Origin of the sequence: Micromonospora sp. CPM1 (assembly GCF_023896895.1) — a bacterium.
Taxonomy (GTDB): Bacteria; Actinomycetota; Actinomycetes; order Mycobacteriales; family Micromonosporaceae; genus Micromonospora; species Micromonospora tulbaghiae.
The window spans coordinates 168492-181800 of record NZ_JAMHIU010000008.1 but is presented as its reverse complement, the minus strand read 5'-3'; the positions used below and the strand labels follow the sequence as shown (position 1 = coordinate 181800).

At 74.9% G+C, this 13309-nt stretch carries 11 protein-coding genes; 5 read left to right on the top strand and 6 right to left on the bottom strand.

Annotation, left to right across the window (positions count from 1 at the left end):
• Positions 1-208: 208 nt before the first annotated feature.
• Positions 209-907, bottom strand: coding sequence for a uracil-DNA glycosylase (gene ung, locus M8C11_RS12425; protein ID WP_013288560.1), 699 nt, complete (start codon positions 905-907; stop codon positions 209-211).
• A gap of 181 nt (positions 908-1088) precedes the next feature.
• Between ung and M8C11_RS12420 the strand changes: the two genes are divergently transcribed.
• Positions 1089-2471, top strand: coding sequence for a lipase family protein (locus M8C11_RS12420; protein ID WP_252449620.1), 1383 nt, complete (start codon positions 1089-1091; stop codon positions 2469-2471).
• Here M8C11_RS12420 and tsaE read toward each other — a convergent pair.
• The 4 genes from tsaE to M8C11_RS12400 all read right to left on the bottom strand — a co-directional run bounded on the left by tsaE (position 2468) and on the right by M8C11_RS12400 (position 6701).
• Positions 2468-2950 carry a tRNA (adenosine(37)-N6)-threonylcarbamoyltransferase complex ATPase subunit type 1 TsaE gene (gene tsaE / locus M8C11_RS12415; RefSeq protein ID WP_121685467.1) on the bottom strand — a complete coding sequence of 161 codons (483 nt, stop codon included), beginning with the start codon at positions 2948-2950 and terminating at the stop codon, positions 2468-2470. The two genes, M8C11_RS12420 and tsaE, sit on opposite strands and share 4 nt — an antisense overlap.
• On the bottom strand, positions 2947-4032 hold the full coding sequence (locus M8C11_RS12410; RefSeq protein ID WP_252449619.1) for an alpha/beta fold hydrolase: 1086 nt from the start codon (positions 4030-4032) through the stop codon (positions 2947-2949). The genes tsaE and M8C11_RS12410 overlap by 4 nt, the downstream gene beginning before the upstream one ends.
• Complete coding sequence (gene alr / locus M8C11_RS12405) at positions 4029-5147, bottom strand: alanine racemase (protein ID WP_252449618.1); 1119 nt, start codon at positions 5145-5147, stop codon at positions 4029-4031. Before alr ends, M8C11_RS12410 begins: the two co-directional genes overlap by 4 nt.
• An 84-nt stretch (positions 5148-5231) precedes the next feature.
• Positions 5232-6701, bottom strand: coding sequence for an NAD(P)H-hydrate dehydratase (locus M8C11_RS12400; protein ID WP_252449617.1), 1470 nt, complete (start codon positions 6699-6701; stop codon positions 5232-5234).
• A 217-nt stretch (positions 6702-6918) separates the two neighbouring features.
• Between M8C11_RS12400 and M8C11_RS12395 the strand changes: the two genes are divergently transcribed.
• On the top strand, positions 6919-7221 hold the full coding sequence (locus M8C11_RS12395; RefSeq protein WP_252449616.1) for a type VII secretion target: 303 nt from the start codon (positions 6919-6921) through the stop codon (positions 7219-7221).
• The gene (locus tag M8C11_RS30530; RefSeq protein WP_252449615.1) at positions 7218-8837 is read left to right on the top strand and encodes an alpha/beta hydrolase; all 1620 of its coding nucleotides are present in this window, start codon (positions 7218-7220) and stop codon (positions 8835-8837) included. The genes M8C11_RS12395 and M8C11_RS30530 overlap by 4 nt, the downstream gene beginning before the upstream one ends.
• 65 nt (positions 8838-8902) lie before the next feature.
• On the opposite strand, the gene glmS is transcribed toward M8C11_RS30530, so the two are convergent.
• Positions 8903-10816, bottom strand: a complete 1914-nt coding sequence (glmS, locus tag M8C11_RS12385; protein ID WP_120573122.1) for a glutamine--fructose-6-phosphate transaminase (isomerizing) — start codon at positions 10814-10816, stop codon at positions 8903-8905.
• Between the two features lie 272 nt (positions 10817-11088).
• On the opposite strand from glmS, the gene M8C11_RS30410 reads away from it, so the two are divergent.
• The gene (locus tag M8C11_RS30410; RefSeq protein ID WP_305884541.1) at positions 11089-12057 is read left to right on the top strand and encodes an MmpS family transport accessory protein; all 969 of its coding nucleotides are present in this window, start codon (positions 11089-11091) and stop codon (positions 12055-12057) included.
• Positions 12058-12088: 31 nt separating this feature from the next.
• On the top strand, positions 12089-13273 hold the full coding sequence (locus tag M8C11_RS12375; protein ID WP_252449614.1) for a pyridoxal phosphate-dependent aminotransferase: 1185 nt from the start codon (positions 12089-12091) through the stop codon (positions 13271-13273).
• The last annotated feature ends 36 nt before the right edge of the window (positions 13274-13309 follow it).

Below are 13309 nucleotides of genomic sequence, written 5' to 3'. Positions count from 1 at the left end.
TCCGCTCCGCCCGCCCCGGTCACGCCCTCACCGCTCGTTTGGTCACGGTGCGTAGCGCCCGGATCAAAGAGATGAGGTGAGAGCCCGCCATTCTCCGGAGATGACGGAGATGGGGCGGCATCCACACGGAGCCCGAGGAGCCGGGCGAGCACCGTTGACTGACCCGCTACGGCGGCGCCTCGCCGGGGCGGGCGAGGCGCCGGGCGGGTCAGCCGGCTGAACGCTCCCAGTCGACGGTGGGCAGCCCCGCGTCGGCAAGCGCCTTGTTGGCCGCGCTGAACGGGCGGCTGCCGAGGAAGCCGCGCGGGTTCATCGGGCTCGGGTGCCCGGCCTCCAGCACCACGTGCTGCGGGTTGGTCACGAGCGCCGCCTTCTTGCGCGCGTAGCCGCCCCAGAGCAGGAAGACCACGCGCTGGTCGAGCGCGTCGAGCGCCCGGATGGTGGCGTCGGTGAACTCCTCCCAGCCCTTGTTCGCGTGCGAGCCGGGGGTGGCCTGCCGGACCGTCAGCACCGAGTTGAGCAGCAGGACGCCCTGCGCGGCCCAGCCGTCGAGGTTGCCGCTGCGCGGCTTCGGCACGCCCAGGTCCTCGCCCAGTTCCTTGAAGACGTTGCGCAGTGACGGCGGCACCGCCACCCCCTCGCGCACGCTGAAGCTCAGCCCGTGCGCCTGGCCCGCCTTGTGGTAGGGGTCCTGCCCGAGGATGAGCACCCGGGTGTCGGCCGGGCCGCACAGCCGGTAGGCGGAGAAGAGGTCCTCCAGCGGCGGGAAGACGGTGGCGGTCGCGTACTCCCGGGCGACGAACTCGGCCAGCGCCGCGGTGCGGGCCGGGTCCAGGTGGGGGGTGAGCACGGCACGCCAGGCCTCCGGCAGCAGCGCCGGCAGGTCCAGGGTGGGGGCGTCGGGCATCGGCAACCTCTCCTCGTCGGTCGCCATCTTCATACCAGCCGCGACCGACACTCCCGGGCGGCGGCAGGGCCGGGACACTGGCGGCAAAAGTTACCGGAGCGTAACCTACTGGCAAGTTACTTACGCCACATCGCCGCTGCTAGCTTGCATCCACCACCATCGATGCTCGCTAGGAGTGCCCGTGAGCAGTAGGAACACCCGTCCCCGCACGCCCTCCGCCGCCCTCTCCCCCCGCCGCCCGAGAGGCGTCCGGATGCTCGCCGTCGCCGCGGCGGCAGCCGTGTACCTGGCCGGATCCGGCGCACCCGCGGCCGCCGACGACACCGCTCCGGTGGTCTCCCGCGGCGTGACCATCCCCGCCTTCTACCACCCACCCGCCGACCTGCCCGCCGTCAACGGCACGCTGATCCGCACCGAGCCGCTGCCGCTCGGCCTGAGCATCCCCGGGCTCGACGGCCGCCCGATGCCCGGCACCGCCACCCGGCTGATGTACCGGTCCACCGACTCCAACGGCCGGGCCGTCGGCGTGACCGGCGCCTACATCGAACCGTGGGCGGCGTGGCGGGGCACCGGACCACGCCCGCTGGTCGCCGTCGCCTCCGGCACCATGGGACAGGGCGACCAGTGCGCGCCCTCGTTCGCTCTGCAACATCCGCTCACCCTCACCGGCGACACCCTCTCCGTCGGCTACGAGGCACTGGCGATCTACCGCCTCCTCGCCACCGGCGCCGCCGTCGTCGTCACCGACTACGTCGGCCTGGGCGCGACCGACCGGCTGCACACGTACGTCAACCGCCTCGACGAGGGGCGGGCCCTGCTCGACGCCGCCCGCGCCGCCCGCACGGTGCCGGGAGCGTCGGTCACCGACCGGTCCCGCGTCGGTCTGTACGGCTACAGCCAGGGCGGCGGCGCCAGCGCCGCCGCCGCCGAACTCCAGCCCGCCTACGCGCCCGACGTGCCGCTGGCCGGCACCTACGTCGGTGCGCCTCCCGCCGACCTGACGGCTGTCATCGGCGGCATCGACGGCAGCGCGCTGGCGGGAGCGCTCGGCTGGTCGCTCAACGGCTTCGCCCAGTCCGACCCGGCCGTGCGGGACGTCATCGAGGCGAACGTCAACGACGCCGGGCGGGCGGCGCTCAAGGACACCTCCACCATGTGCGTCGGTGACGCGATCCTCCGGTACGCGTTCACGAAGAGCAGCAGGTGGATCACCGGCGGCCGGTCCCTCACCGCCGTCATCGCCGCCGCGCCCGAGGCCCAGGCCGTCCTCGACCGGCAGCGCATCGGCACGCTCAAGCCCGCCGGCCCGGTACGCGTGGCGACCGGCGTCCAGGACGACATCGTGCCCCACCGGCAGGCCCGCCAGCTGGCGGTCGACTGGTGCCGCAAGGGCGGCGACGTGACCTACCAGGCGATCGCCCTGCCGGACCTCGGGGACAAGATCCTCACCAACCACCTGGTGCCGCTCATCACCGACCAGGGCGACGCGGTGGCCTGGCTGACCGACCGGCTCGCCGGGCGGACCGCGTACTCCAACTGCTGGACGATGCCCCTCCAGCCCTAGGACAGTTCGGCGACCCGGGCGGCCCAGTCGCCGCCGACCGGCTCCAGCGTGACCGCCCGGGTGTCGTCGTCGCGACGGTCGATGCGTACCCGCAGGTGCGCGTCGACCAGCTGCTCGACCATCCCCTCGCCCCACTCCACCACTGTCACCGCCTCGTCCACCGAGGCGTCCAGGTCGAGGTCGTCGATCTCCGCCCGCGGGTCGGCGGCCTCACCCAGGCGATACGCGTCGGCGTGCACGAGCGTCACCCGGCCGCCCCGCTCCGGGTCCGGCCGGTGCACCCGCGCGATGACGAAGGTGGGCGAGGTGATGTCCCCGCGTACGCCGAGGCCGGCGCCGATGCCCTGGGTCAGCGCCGTCTTGCCGGCCCCGAGCGGGCCGCTGAGCAGCAGCAGGTCACCGGCCCGCAGCACACCGGCAAGCCGCCGCCCGAACCCGTGGGTGTCGTCGACCGTCTTCAGTTCCACGACCACTGTCATAGCGAATCCAGGAACCTCTCCAGCGCCGCATTCACCTCGTCGGCGTGCTCCAGCATCACCACGTGCCCGCTGTCGTGGATCTTCACGAACTCGGCGTGCGGCAGCCGCCGGACGATCTCCTCGGAGTGCGTCACCGGCGTGATCATGTCCTTGTCCCCCACGATCACCAGCACCGGCGTGCCGGCCAGCGCCGCCAGCGCCGGGAACCGGGAGTGGGTGGCGATCGTGCGCAGGTAGCGGGTGACCGTGTCGGCCGAGGTGCGCGAGTTCATCGTCTCGACGTACGACACCAGCGCCGGGCTCGGCTTCGAGGTGCCGAACCCGTACTTGCGGGTGAGCAGCCAGGCCACGTTCGAGGTCGACCGGCGGGCCCGGTCGATCACGGTGCCGCCGTACCGGGTGGCGTTGCTCATCATGTAGAGCACCGGCGAGCCGACGCGGCCGAGCAGCGCGGGCGCCACCAGCTTGGTCTCCGCCGCGAGGCCGCCCGAGGTGGCCATCAGCACCGTGCCGACCACGCGGTCACCGAACATCTCCGGGTACAGCTCGGCCAGCGCCATGATCGTCATGCCGCCCATCGAGTGCCCGACCAGCACCAGCGGCCCGTCCGGGGCCACCTCGTCGAGCACCCGGCGCAGCGTGTGGCCCAGCGCGGTCAGGTCGTACTCGCCGCTCTCCAGCCGGCCGGAACGGCCGTGCCCCGGCTGGTCGTACGCGACCACCCGGTAGTCGCCCCGCTCGGCGAGCCGCTTGCGCTGGAAGTGGAACGTGCCCATGTCCAGGCAGAACCCGTGCACCAGCACCACCGTCGGGTGCCCGGCGACCGGGCGGGCCGGCTCGACCACCTCCACGTGGATGTCGGTGCCGTCCGGCATCTCCATCCGGTACGCCTCGTCGTAGCGCTGTTCGCCGAAGAGCTCGCCGGCGTACCGGTCGGCCGGGTCGTTCTTGAGCCGGCGGACCAGCACCCGCTCGCTGACCACGCCCGCCGCGAGCCCGGCGGCGGCCACACCGACGGCGGCGCCGACCAGCCCGGCCACCTTGCCGGCGGCGGTACGCGGTCGCGGCAACCGGACACTCATGCGCGCTCGCCGTCGTAGACGCGGGGCACGCGCACGCCACCGAAGCGGGTCACGATCTCGTAGTTGATGGTGCCGACGGCCTCGGCCCAGTCGTCGGCGGTGGGCTCGCCGTCCGCCCCGCTGCCGAACAGCGTCGCCACGTCGCCGTCGGCCACCTCGTCGTCGCCGCAGTCGACCACGAACTGGTCCATGCAGACCCGCCCGGAGATGGTCCGGCGCTTGCCGGCGAGCTGCACCGGCCCGGTGCTGGAGGCGTGCCGGGGCACCCCGTCGGCGTAGCCGAGCGGCACCACCGCGAGGTTGGCCTCCTGCTCGGTGAGGTAGGTGTGGCCGTAGGACACGCCGGTGCCGGCCGCCACCCGCTTGGTGAGCATCACCCGGGCGCGGGCGGTCATCGCCGGACGCAGACCGAACTGCTCGCCCGCGACCGGCGACAGGCCGTAGACGGCGATGCCGGGACGGACCAGGTCGAAGTGGGTGTCCGGCCGGGTGAGCGTGGCGGCCGAGTTGGCCAGGTGCCGGTAGCGCGGGCGCAGGCCGGCACGCGTCACCATCTCCAGCCCTTCCTGGAACACGGCGAGCTGGCGGTCGGTGGTGGGGTGACCGGGCGAGTCCGCGTACACGAAGTGGCTCCACACACCGACCACCTCGACCAGGCCGTCGGCCTGGGCCTTCGCGGCGGCCTCCAGCAGCGCCGGCCAGTCGGCGACGGTGGCGCCGCCCCGGGCCAGCCCGGTGTCGATCTTGAGGTGCAGCCGAGCCGGGCGGCCCGCCCGGCGGCTCGCCTGGATCATCTCGTCGAGCTGGGTGAGGCTGGCGCAGCCGAGGTCGACGCCGACGGTGATCCCGTCGTGCAGCGGCACCCCGGGGCTGAGCAGCCAGGCCAGCACCGGCGCGGTGATGCCCTCCTCGCGCAGCCGCAGCGCCTCGTCCAGCGTGCAGACGCCGAGCTGGTCCGCCCCGGCGTCGAGCGCCGCGCGGGCGGCCGGCACCATGCCGTGGCCGTACCCGTCGCCCTTGACCACCGCCATCAGCTCGGCGCTGGTGCCGGCCTTGAGCCGGGTCACGTTCTCCCGGATCGCGTCCAGGTCGACGCGCACCTCCGACTGCCACATGTCCCCAGCCTACTTCCGTCAGTGATCATCAGAGCCGTGAGCCGTGCGGGCGGTGCCCGTCGCCACCGGACGGCGCCGCCCGGATCAGCCCAGCCGGGCCAGTACCGGACGCAACGCGACGGCCACGTCGGGCGCGGTCACCGGACCGCCGCGCGCCGCCTCCCGGCCGGCCAGCCCGTGCAGGTACGCCGCGGCGCCGGCCGCCCGCTCCGGGGCCAGCCCGGCGGCGAGCAGCGAACCGAGCAACCCGGCCAGCACGTCACCGGTGCCGCCGGTGGCGAGCACCGGGGTGCCGGTCGGGTTCACGTACGCGCGGCCGTCGGGCGTGCCGATGACCGTGCGGTCGCCCTTGAGCAGCACCACCGCGTTCATCCAGGCGGCCAGCCGCAGCGCGGCGGCGACCCGGTCCTCCCCCGGCATCTCGCCGCAGAGCCGGGCGTACTCCCGGTCGTGCGGCGTCACCACGATCGGGGCGTCCCGGCCGCGCAGCCGGCCGGCCAGCTTGCCGTCCACGAGCAGCGTCAGCGCGTCCGCGTCGAGCACCACCGGCACCGGCGCGGCGAGCACCGCGCGCAGCTCGGCGGCGGAGTCATCGCCGGTGCCCAGGCCGGAGCCGCAGACCCACGCCTGCACCCGGCCGGCGTCGGCGACCCGGCCGGTGGCGATCACCGACGGGTGCTGGTGCAGCACCTCGCCCTTGGCACTCCCGGCGTAGCGGACCAGTCCGGTGGGACCGGCGAGCGCCCCGGCGACCGAGAGCACCGCGGCGCCCGGGTAGGTGGCCGAACCGGTGGCCACGCCGACCACGCCCCGGGAGTACTTCTCCGACGACGCGCCCAGCGGCGGCCACCAGTCGGCCACGTCCGCCTGCTCGATCACCTGGAGCGCCGGTGTGCCGCGCAGCCAGGGCGTCAGCCCGATGTCGACCAGCTCGACCTCTCCGGCCAGCTCGGCGGCCGGGCCGACGACCAGTGCGGGCTTGAGCGCGCCGAAGGCGACCGTCACGTCGGCGCGGACCGCCCTGGGCCGCCCGGCGTCGGTGAGCGGGACGTGGCCGGTGTCGACAGCGACGCCGCTCGGCACGTCGACGGCGACCACCGTGGCGGGCGTGCCGTCGCGCCCGCGCTGCCCGGTCAGGCTCGCGGCCAGCTGCTCGGCCGTCTCGCGGAGCCCTCCGGTGCCGCCGATGCCCACGATGCCGTCGAGCACCAGGTCGACCACCGCGGGCGGCCGGTCGGCCACGTGCCCACCGGCGGCCCGCAGGGCGGCCAGGCCCTCGGCGTGCGCCCGGCCCGGCGCGAGGAGCAGCGCGGTCACCGCCGCGCCCCGGCGGGCCAGGTGCGCGCCCGCGAACAGGGCGTCGCCGCCGTTGTCGCCGGACCCGACGAGCAGCAGCACCCGGGCGCCGTAGACACCGCCCCGGTCGGCGAGCAGCAACGCGCAGCGGCGGGCCAGCCCGGCCGCGGCCCGCTGCATGAGCGCGCCGGCCGGAAGGGTGGCCATCAGGCCCGCTTCCGCCGCGCGAACGTCCGCGACACGCCACACCTGTCTCATGCCACCCCACCCCGCTCGTCGCGCCCGGCTCAGCTTCCGCCCGCGGCTCCCCCGATCACGGCCTCACCCTACCGGCGGTACGCGCCGCGGACCGCCTGGCGGAAACGCCCTGTGGAAAACCCCGGCCGTTGTCCACAGGGGTCGGCGGCCACCGCCGGGTGCCGCCTAGCGTCCCGGTGTCCGGAGCCGGCCGGTGGCGCCGGGCGAGGGAGGTCACGTGGTGGAGAGACCGTTCGACGTCGACCCGGAGCTGCTGCGCACTGTGGCGCGCGAGCTGGCCGACGACGCGTACCGGCTGGCCCGCGGGCCAGGCGCGGCGCCGGAGTCGTTGCTGGTGGCGGCACCGGACGGCTGGCGATCCGCTGTCGCGCTGGGCGACCTGGAGGCGGCGGTGCGGCGCTGGTCCGGCGCGCTCGGCGCCCGGGTGGCCGACACCGCTCAGGCGTTGCGCAGCGGGGCGGACGGCTACGAGGCGGTCGACGAACGCGCCGCCCGCCGCCTCACCGGGGTGCTCCGGTGAGCGGCGGTCCCGCCGGCGCGGCGGACGTGCCGGTCGGCTACGCGCAGCTCTGGCGGGCCGACCCGGGTGCCTGGTCCACCGCCGGGACGGCGTGGCGGAACCTCGCCGGGCCGGTACGGCAGCGCGCCGACGCGCTGACCGCCCGGATCGGCGCGCTCCGCCCCGGGTGGTCGGGCACGGCCTCGGCGGCGGCGCAGCGGCGGATCGGGGAACTGCGCACCGGCCTCACCGACGTGCTTCCCGCACTGGTCGAGGTCGACCAGGTGCTCGCCGAGCTCGGTGCCCGGCTGGGCGCGGCGAAGGCCCGGCTCGGCGCCGAGGTGGCCCGCGCCGAGTCCGGTGGCCTGCGCGTCGACCGCACCGGCGCGGTCCGGCCCGATCCGGCCCGGGTGGCGCAGACCGGACCGGCCGTGGTCCACGCGCGGGCCGGCATCCAGGGCGCGCTGACGCTCGCCGGCGCCGCCGACCGGGAGGCGGCCGGCCGGCTGGCGGAACTGACCACCGCAGCGGTGCGCGGCTGGGTCAGCGTCCCGCCCGCGTGGCGGCCCGGGCCCGGTGCCGGTCCGGCCGAGGTGAGCCGCTGGTGGGCCGGTCTGAGCGCGGCCGAGCGGCGCTGGCTGGTGGGGCGGGAACCGGACCGGATCGGGCGTCTCGACGGGCTTCCGGCCGCCGCCCGGGACCAGGCGAACCGGCTGCTGCTCGGCGACCGGCGGGAGCAGTTGCTCGTGCGGCGGCTCGCGCTGCGGCACCCGCTTCCGGCCGGGCCGCTGGAGGCGTCCCGGCGGGTCCGGCTCGCCGCTGTCGAGGCGTCGCTGCGCGGGCTGGACGGGCTCACCGAGCGGCTGGCCGCGGGCGGGGCGCCCCGGGCGTACCTCTTGGGTCTGGATCCGGCCGGCGACGGCCGCGCGGTGGTGGCGCTCGGCAACCCGGACCGCGCCTCCTCGGTGCTCACCTACGTCCCGGGCATGACCTCGGATCTCGCCGACGCGCCGGCCGAGCTGGGCCGGGCGGCCCGGGTGTTGCAGCGGTGCGCGGCGCTCGGGCCGGGCGAGGAGGCGGCGGCGGTGCTCTGGCTGGACTACGACGCGCCCGACTTCCTCACCGAGGCGGCGGGCACCCGGCAGGCCGAGGACGCCGGCCCGGCGCTGCACCGGTTCCAGGAGGGGCTGCGGGCCGCGCACGAGGGCTCACCGGCCCGGCAGACGGTGCTCGGGCACAGCTACGGCTCGCTCGTGGTCGGCGCCGCCGCCCGCGACCACGGGTTGGGCGCGGACGCGCTGGTCTTCGTCGGTTCGCCGGGGGTCGGCGTCGACCACGCCGCCGACCTGCGGATGCCCGCCGGTCAGGTCTGGTCGTCGACCGCGCCGGACGACGTGATCCGGCTGGCCCGCCCGCCGGACGAGCTGGCCCGCCGCGCGCTGCTCGCCGGTACGCCGCTCGGTCCGGCGCTCGCCGTGCTCGACGGGCACGGCGAGCGGCTCTGGTTCGGCGCCGACCCGAGCGCGCCGGGCTTCGGCGGCCGGCGCTTCCCGAGCGCTCCGCACGGCCACACCGGCTACTGGGATCCGGACAACCCGGCGCTGGACGGCATGGCCCGGATCGTGCTGGGCCGGTGAGCAGGCAGAGACGGCGCGGTCCCCCCCGCCCGGTGGACGGGCGGAGGGACCGTGGACGAGATCGGCTACTCGACCGTTACCGACTTGGCCAGGTTCCGGGGCTGGTCGACGTCGTGCCCGCGGGCGGCGGCGATCTCGGCGGCCAGCACCTGCAACGGCACCGTGGTCACCAGCGGCGCCAGCAGCGTCGGTGTACGCGGCACGTAGATCAGGTGGTCGGCGTAGCGGACCACCGCCTGGTCGCCCTCCTCGGCGATCACGATGGTGCGGGCGCCGCGGGCGCGTACCTCCTGGATGTTGGAGACGACCTTGTCGTGCAGCATGCCGCGGCCGACCGGCGAGGGCACGATGCAGATGACCGGCGTGCCCTTGTCGATCAGCGAGATCGGGCCGTGCTTCAACTCGCCGGCGGCGAAGCCCTCGGCGTGCATGTACGCCAGCTCCTTGAGCTTCAGCGCGCCTTCGAGCGCCACCGGGTAGCCCACGTGCCGGCCGATGAACAGCACGGTCGGCTCGGACTTCAGCTCACGCCCCAGCTCGCGGACCGGCTCGATCCGGTCCAGCAGCTCGCGCAGCTTGCCGGGCATCTCCTGGAGCTGGGCCACCACGGCGCCCACCTCGTCGGCGAACTTGATGCCGCGCACCTGGGCCAGGTGCAGGCCGATCAGGTAGCAGGCCACGACCTGGGTGAGGAACGCCTTGGTCGAGGCGACAGCGATCTCCGGGCCGCCGTGGGTGTAGAGCACCGCGTCGGACTCGCGCGGGATGGTGGAGCCGTTGGTGTTGCAGATGGCCAGCACGCGGGCCTTCTGGTCCTTGGCGTGGCGCAGCGCCATCAGCGTGTCCATCGTCTCGCCGGACTGCGAGATCACCACGATCAGCGTGGACCGGTCCAGCACCGGGTCGCGGTAGCGGAACTCGCTCGCCAGCTCCACCTCGCAGGGGATGCGGGTCCAGTGCTCGATCGCGTACTTGGCGACCAGGCCGGCGTGGTAGGAGGTGCCGCAGGCGACGATGAAGATCTTGTCGACGTCGCGCAGGTCCTGCTCGCTGAGGCGGACCTCGTCGAGGGCGATCTCGCCGCTCTCGGTGAGCCGGCCGAGCAGCGTGTCGGCGATGGCCTGCGGCTGCTCCTCGATCTCCTTGAGCATGAACCAGTCGTAGCCACCCTTCTCGGCGGCCGACGAGTCCCAGTCGATGTGGAAGTCCTTGCCGCTGGCCGGCTGACCGTCGAAGTCGGTGATGTCGATGGTGTCCGGGGTGATCAGCACGATCTGGTCCTGCCCCAGCTCGACCGCGTCCCGGGTGTGCTCGATGAACGCGGCGACGTCGCTGGCCAGGTAGTTCTCGCCGTCACCACGGCCGACCACCAGCGGCGAGTTGCGCCGGGCGCCGACCACCGCGCCGGGGATGCCGGCGTCGACGGCGAGCAGCGTGAACGCGCCCTCCAGGCGCGCGCAGACCACGCGCATGGCGGCGGCCAGGAGCTGCGGGCTGTCGGTCTCACCGGCCGAGCGCAGGTCGGCGAGCGCGCGGGCGATCAGGTGCGCGGCGCACTCGGTGTCGGTGTCGCTGGCGAACTCGACCCCCTCGTCCTCCAGCTCGGTGCGGAGCTTCGCGAAGTTCTCGATGATGCCGTTGTGGATCACCGCGACGCGGCCGTCCGGGGAGAGGTGCGGGTGGGCGTTGCGGTCGGTCGGGCCGCCGTGCGTGGCCCACCGGGTGTGGCCGATGCCGGTGGTGCCGTCGCCGATGCCGATCGGGCTGGCGGCGCAGTCCTCGGGGTTGTCCGCCGCCCGCTCGGAGAGGACCTTCTCCAGGTTCGCGAGCTTGCCGGCCTTCTTCTCGGTCAGCAGCTCGTCCTCGCAGACCACGGCGACACCGGCCGAGTCGTAGCCGCGGTATTCGAGACGCCGCAGTCCGTCAAGCACGATGCCGAGCGCCGGGCGCGCACCGGCGTAACCCACGATTCCACACATGGTCCGCAGCCTAACCGAGTTTCGCTCATCGTGCGTGCTCGGAAAGCCGGTTAACGATCACTGAATTTGAGCGAACCGAACGTCGGGGTTGCCATTACCGGACAAAGCACCATCCCGGTCGTTCCACCCGTCCGGACCGGTACGGGACGCGGCGCGCGGACCGCCGGCCGGGACCGCACGGCTGGCCGCCACCGCCTACATTGAGGCCGGGCGCCGTCCCCCGGGCCCACCGTTCCGCGGTCGTCCGCGCCGTACCCCTGTGAGCTGAGCCGATGTCCGAGACGACCCCCGCCCCCGAACCGGCCTCCGGACCGAGCGACCCGACCGCCGCACCGGCCACGCCGCCGCCCTCCACCTGGACGCCGCCGGACCCGTTGGCCGCCCCGCAGCCGTGGACGCCACCCGCGCCCTGGTCGCCGTCCCCGGCTCCGAGCCCCTGGGCCGCACCCGGCCCGGAGAGCGCGTCCGGAACCGGCCCGGCCACGTCTCCGAGCGACACGGGCCGGCCGGTGGGCGAACCGGGGTGGGCGGCTCCGGCCGACCCGGCCGCCACGCCGCGCCCGGCCGTCCCGCCGGCCTCCGGCGACCCACAGACCCCCGGCACGCCCGGGTGGCCGTCCCGACCCGGCACCCCGGACCTCCCGGCACAGCCGGCCTGGACACCGGGCGCCTACCCGCCCGGCCCCTACCAACCCGGCGCCTACCCGCCCGGGCCCTACCCGCCGCCGTACGCGTATCCGGGCATGCCGCCGCGCCGCAGCGGCGGTGGCTGGGCGATCGGCCTGGTGATCGGCATCGTCACAGTCCTGGCGCTCATCGTCTGCGGCTGCGTGGGGCTGTCCTTCCTCGGCCGGGCCATGAGCGAGGGGACGGCCTCCGGCGAGCGGTACGACGACCCGCTGTACGGCGAGCCCGACGGGTGGGCCGACGAGCCCACCCGTCCCCCGGCCCGACCGGCCACCACCCCGTCCGGCGGGCCCGGCAGGTTCACCGTGCTGTACGAGGTGACCGCCACCAACGGCGAGGCGGAGGTGCAGTTCTACGACGCGGACGCGAACTTCCACCAGCCCGGCGCCGTGGACACACCCTGGCGGCTGCGCTTCACGGCGAACGACCGCGAGCGGGTGCAGATCATCGCCAGCCCGGTCGAGTCCGGCGACGTGACCTGCCGGATCACAGTCAACGGCAAGGTCGTCTCCACGGACTCGGGCGAGTACGGCGCGACCTGCTTCGGCTGGTGAGCAGTCGGCGGCGGGCCGTAGGCTGGCCGCCGTGACGACGACCGATCCCCTGGTGGCCCGGATGCGGCCGTTCGGCACCACCGTCTTCGCCGAGATGTCCGCGCTGGCCGTGCGTACCGGCGCGGTCAACCTCGGGCAGGGCTTCCCGGACACCGACGGCCCGCCGGAGATGCTCGCCGCCGCGGCCGAGGCGCTGCGTACCGGCCACAACCAGTACCCGCCCGGCCCGGGGATCCCCGCGCTGCGCGCCGCCGTCGCCGAGCACCAGCGCCGGTTCTGGGGCCTGGAGTACGACCCGGACGGCGAGATCGTGGTGACGGCCGGCGCCACCGAGGCGGTCGCGGCGAGCATCCTCGCGCTGTGCGAGCCGGGTGACGAGGTGATCTGCTTCGAGCCGTACTACGACTCGTACGCCGCCTCGATCGCGCTGGCCGGTGCGGTCCGCCGCCCGGTGACGCTGCGTCCCGGCGCCGACGGCCGGTACGCGTTCGACCCGGACGAGCTGCGCGCCGCGTTCGGGCCGCGTACCCGGATGGTGCTGCTGAACTCGCCGCACAACCCGACCGGCAAGGTCTTCACCGCCGACGAGCTGGCAGTGGTCGCCGGGCTGTGCCGGGAGCACGACGTGTACGCGGTCACCGACGAGGTCTACGAGCACCTGGTGTTCACCGACGCCGCCGCGCCGCACGTACCGCTGGCCACGCTGCCGGGCATGCGGGAGCGGACGCTGCGCATCTCGTCGGCCGGCAAGACGTTCTCCTGCACCGGCTGGAAGGTCGGCTGGGTGAGCGGGCCGGCACCGCTGGTGGCCGCCGTGCTGCGGGTGAAGCAGTTCCTGACGTTCGTCAACGCCGGGCCGCTGCAACCGGCGGTGGCGGTGGCGCTCGGGCTGCCGGACGCGTACTTCACCGGGTTCCGGGACGACATGCAACGGCGGCGGGACCAGCTCGCCGCCGGGCTGGCCGACGCCGGGTTCGGCGTGCTCGCGCCGGAGGGCACCTACTTCGTCACCGCCGACGTCACGCCGCTCGGTGGCCGGGACGGGGTGGAGTTCTGCCGGGCGCTGCCCGAGCGCTGCGGTGTGGTGGCGGTGCCCACTCAGGTGTTCTACGACGACGTGGAGGCCGGCCGCCGGCTGATCCGGTTCGCGTTCTGCAAGCGGCCGGAGGTGCTGGCCGAGGCGGTGACCCGGCTGCGCCGCCTGCGCGCGAACTGAACCGCCCGCCGAGGAGATCCCGGCGGGCGGCGTGGC

What these genes read in the sequence shown, in the direction of transcription:
- ung (WP_013288560.1), bottom strand. Translation starts at nt 907, where the DNA reads ATGCCCGACGCCCCCACCCTGGACCTGCCGGCGCTGCTGCCGGAGGCC.
- tsaE (WP_121685467.1), bottom strand. Translation starts at nt 2,950, where the DNA reads ATGACAGTGGTCGTGGAACTGAAGACGGTCGACGACACCCACGGGTTC.
- M8C11_RS12410 (WP_252449619.1), bottom strand. Translation starts at nt 4,032, where the DNA reads ATGAGTGTCCGGTTGCCGCGACCGCGTACCGCCGCCGGCAAGGTGGCC.
- alr (WP_252449618.1), bottom strand. Translation starts at nt 5,147, where the DNA reads ATGTGGCAGTCGGAGGTGCGCGTCGACCTGGACGCGATCCGGGAGAAC.
- M8C11_RS12400 (WP_252449617.1), bottom strand. Translation starts at nt 6,701, where the DNA reads ATGAGACAGGTGTGGCGTGTCGCGGACGTTCGCGCGGCGGAAGCGGGC.
- glmS (WP_120573122.1), bottom strand. Translation starts at nt 10,816, where the DNA reads ATGTGTGGAATCGTGGGTTACGCCGGTGCGCGCCCGGCGCTCGGCATC.
- M8C11_RS30410 (WP_305884541.1), top strand. Translation starts at nt 11,089, where the DNA reads ATGTCCGAGACGACCCCCGCCCCCGAACCGGCCTCCGGACCGAGCGAC.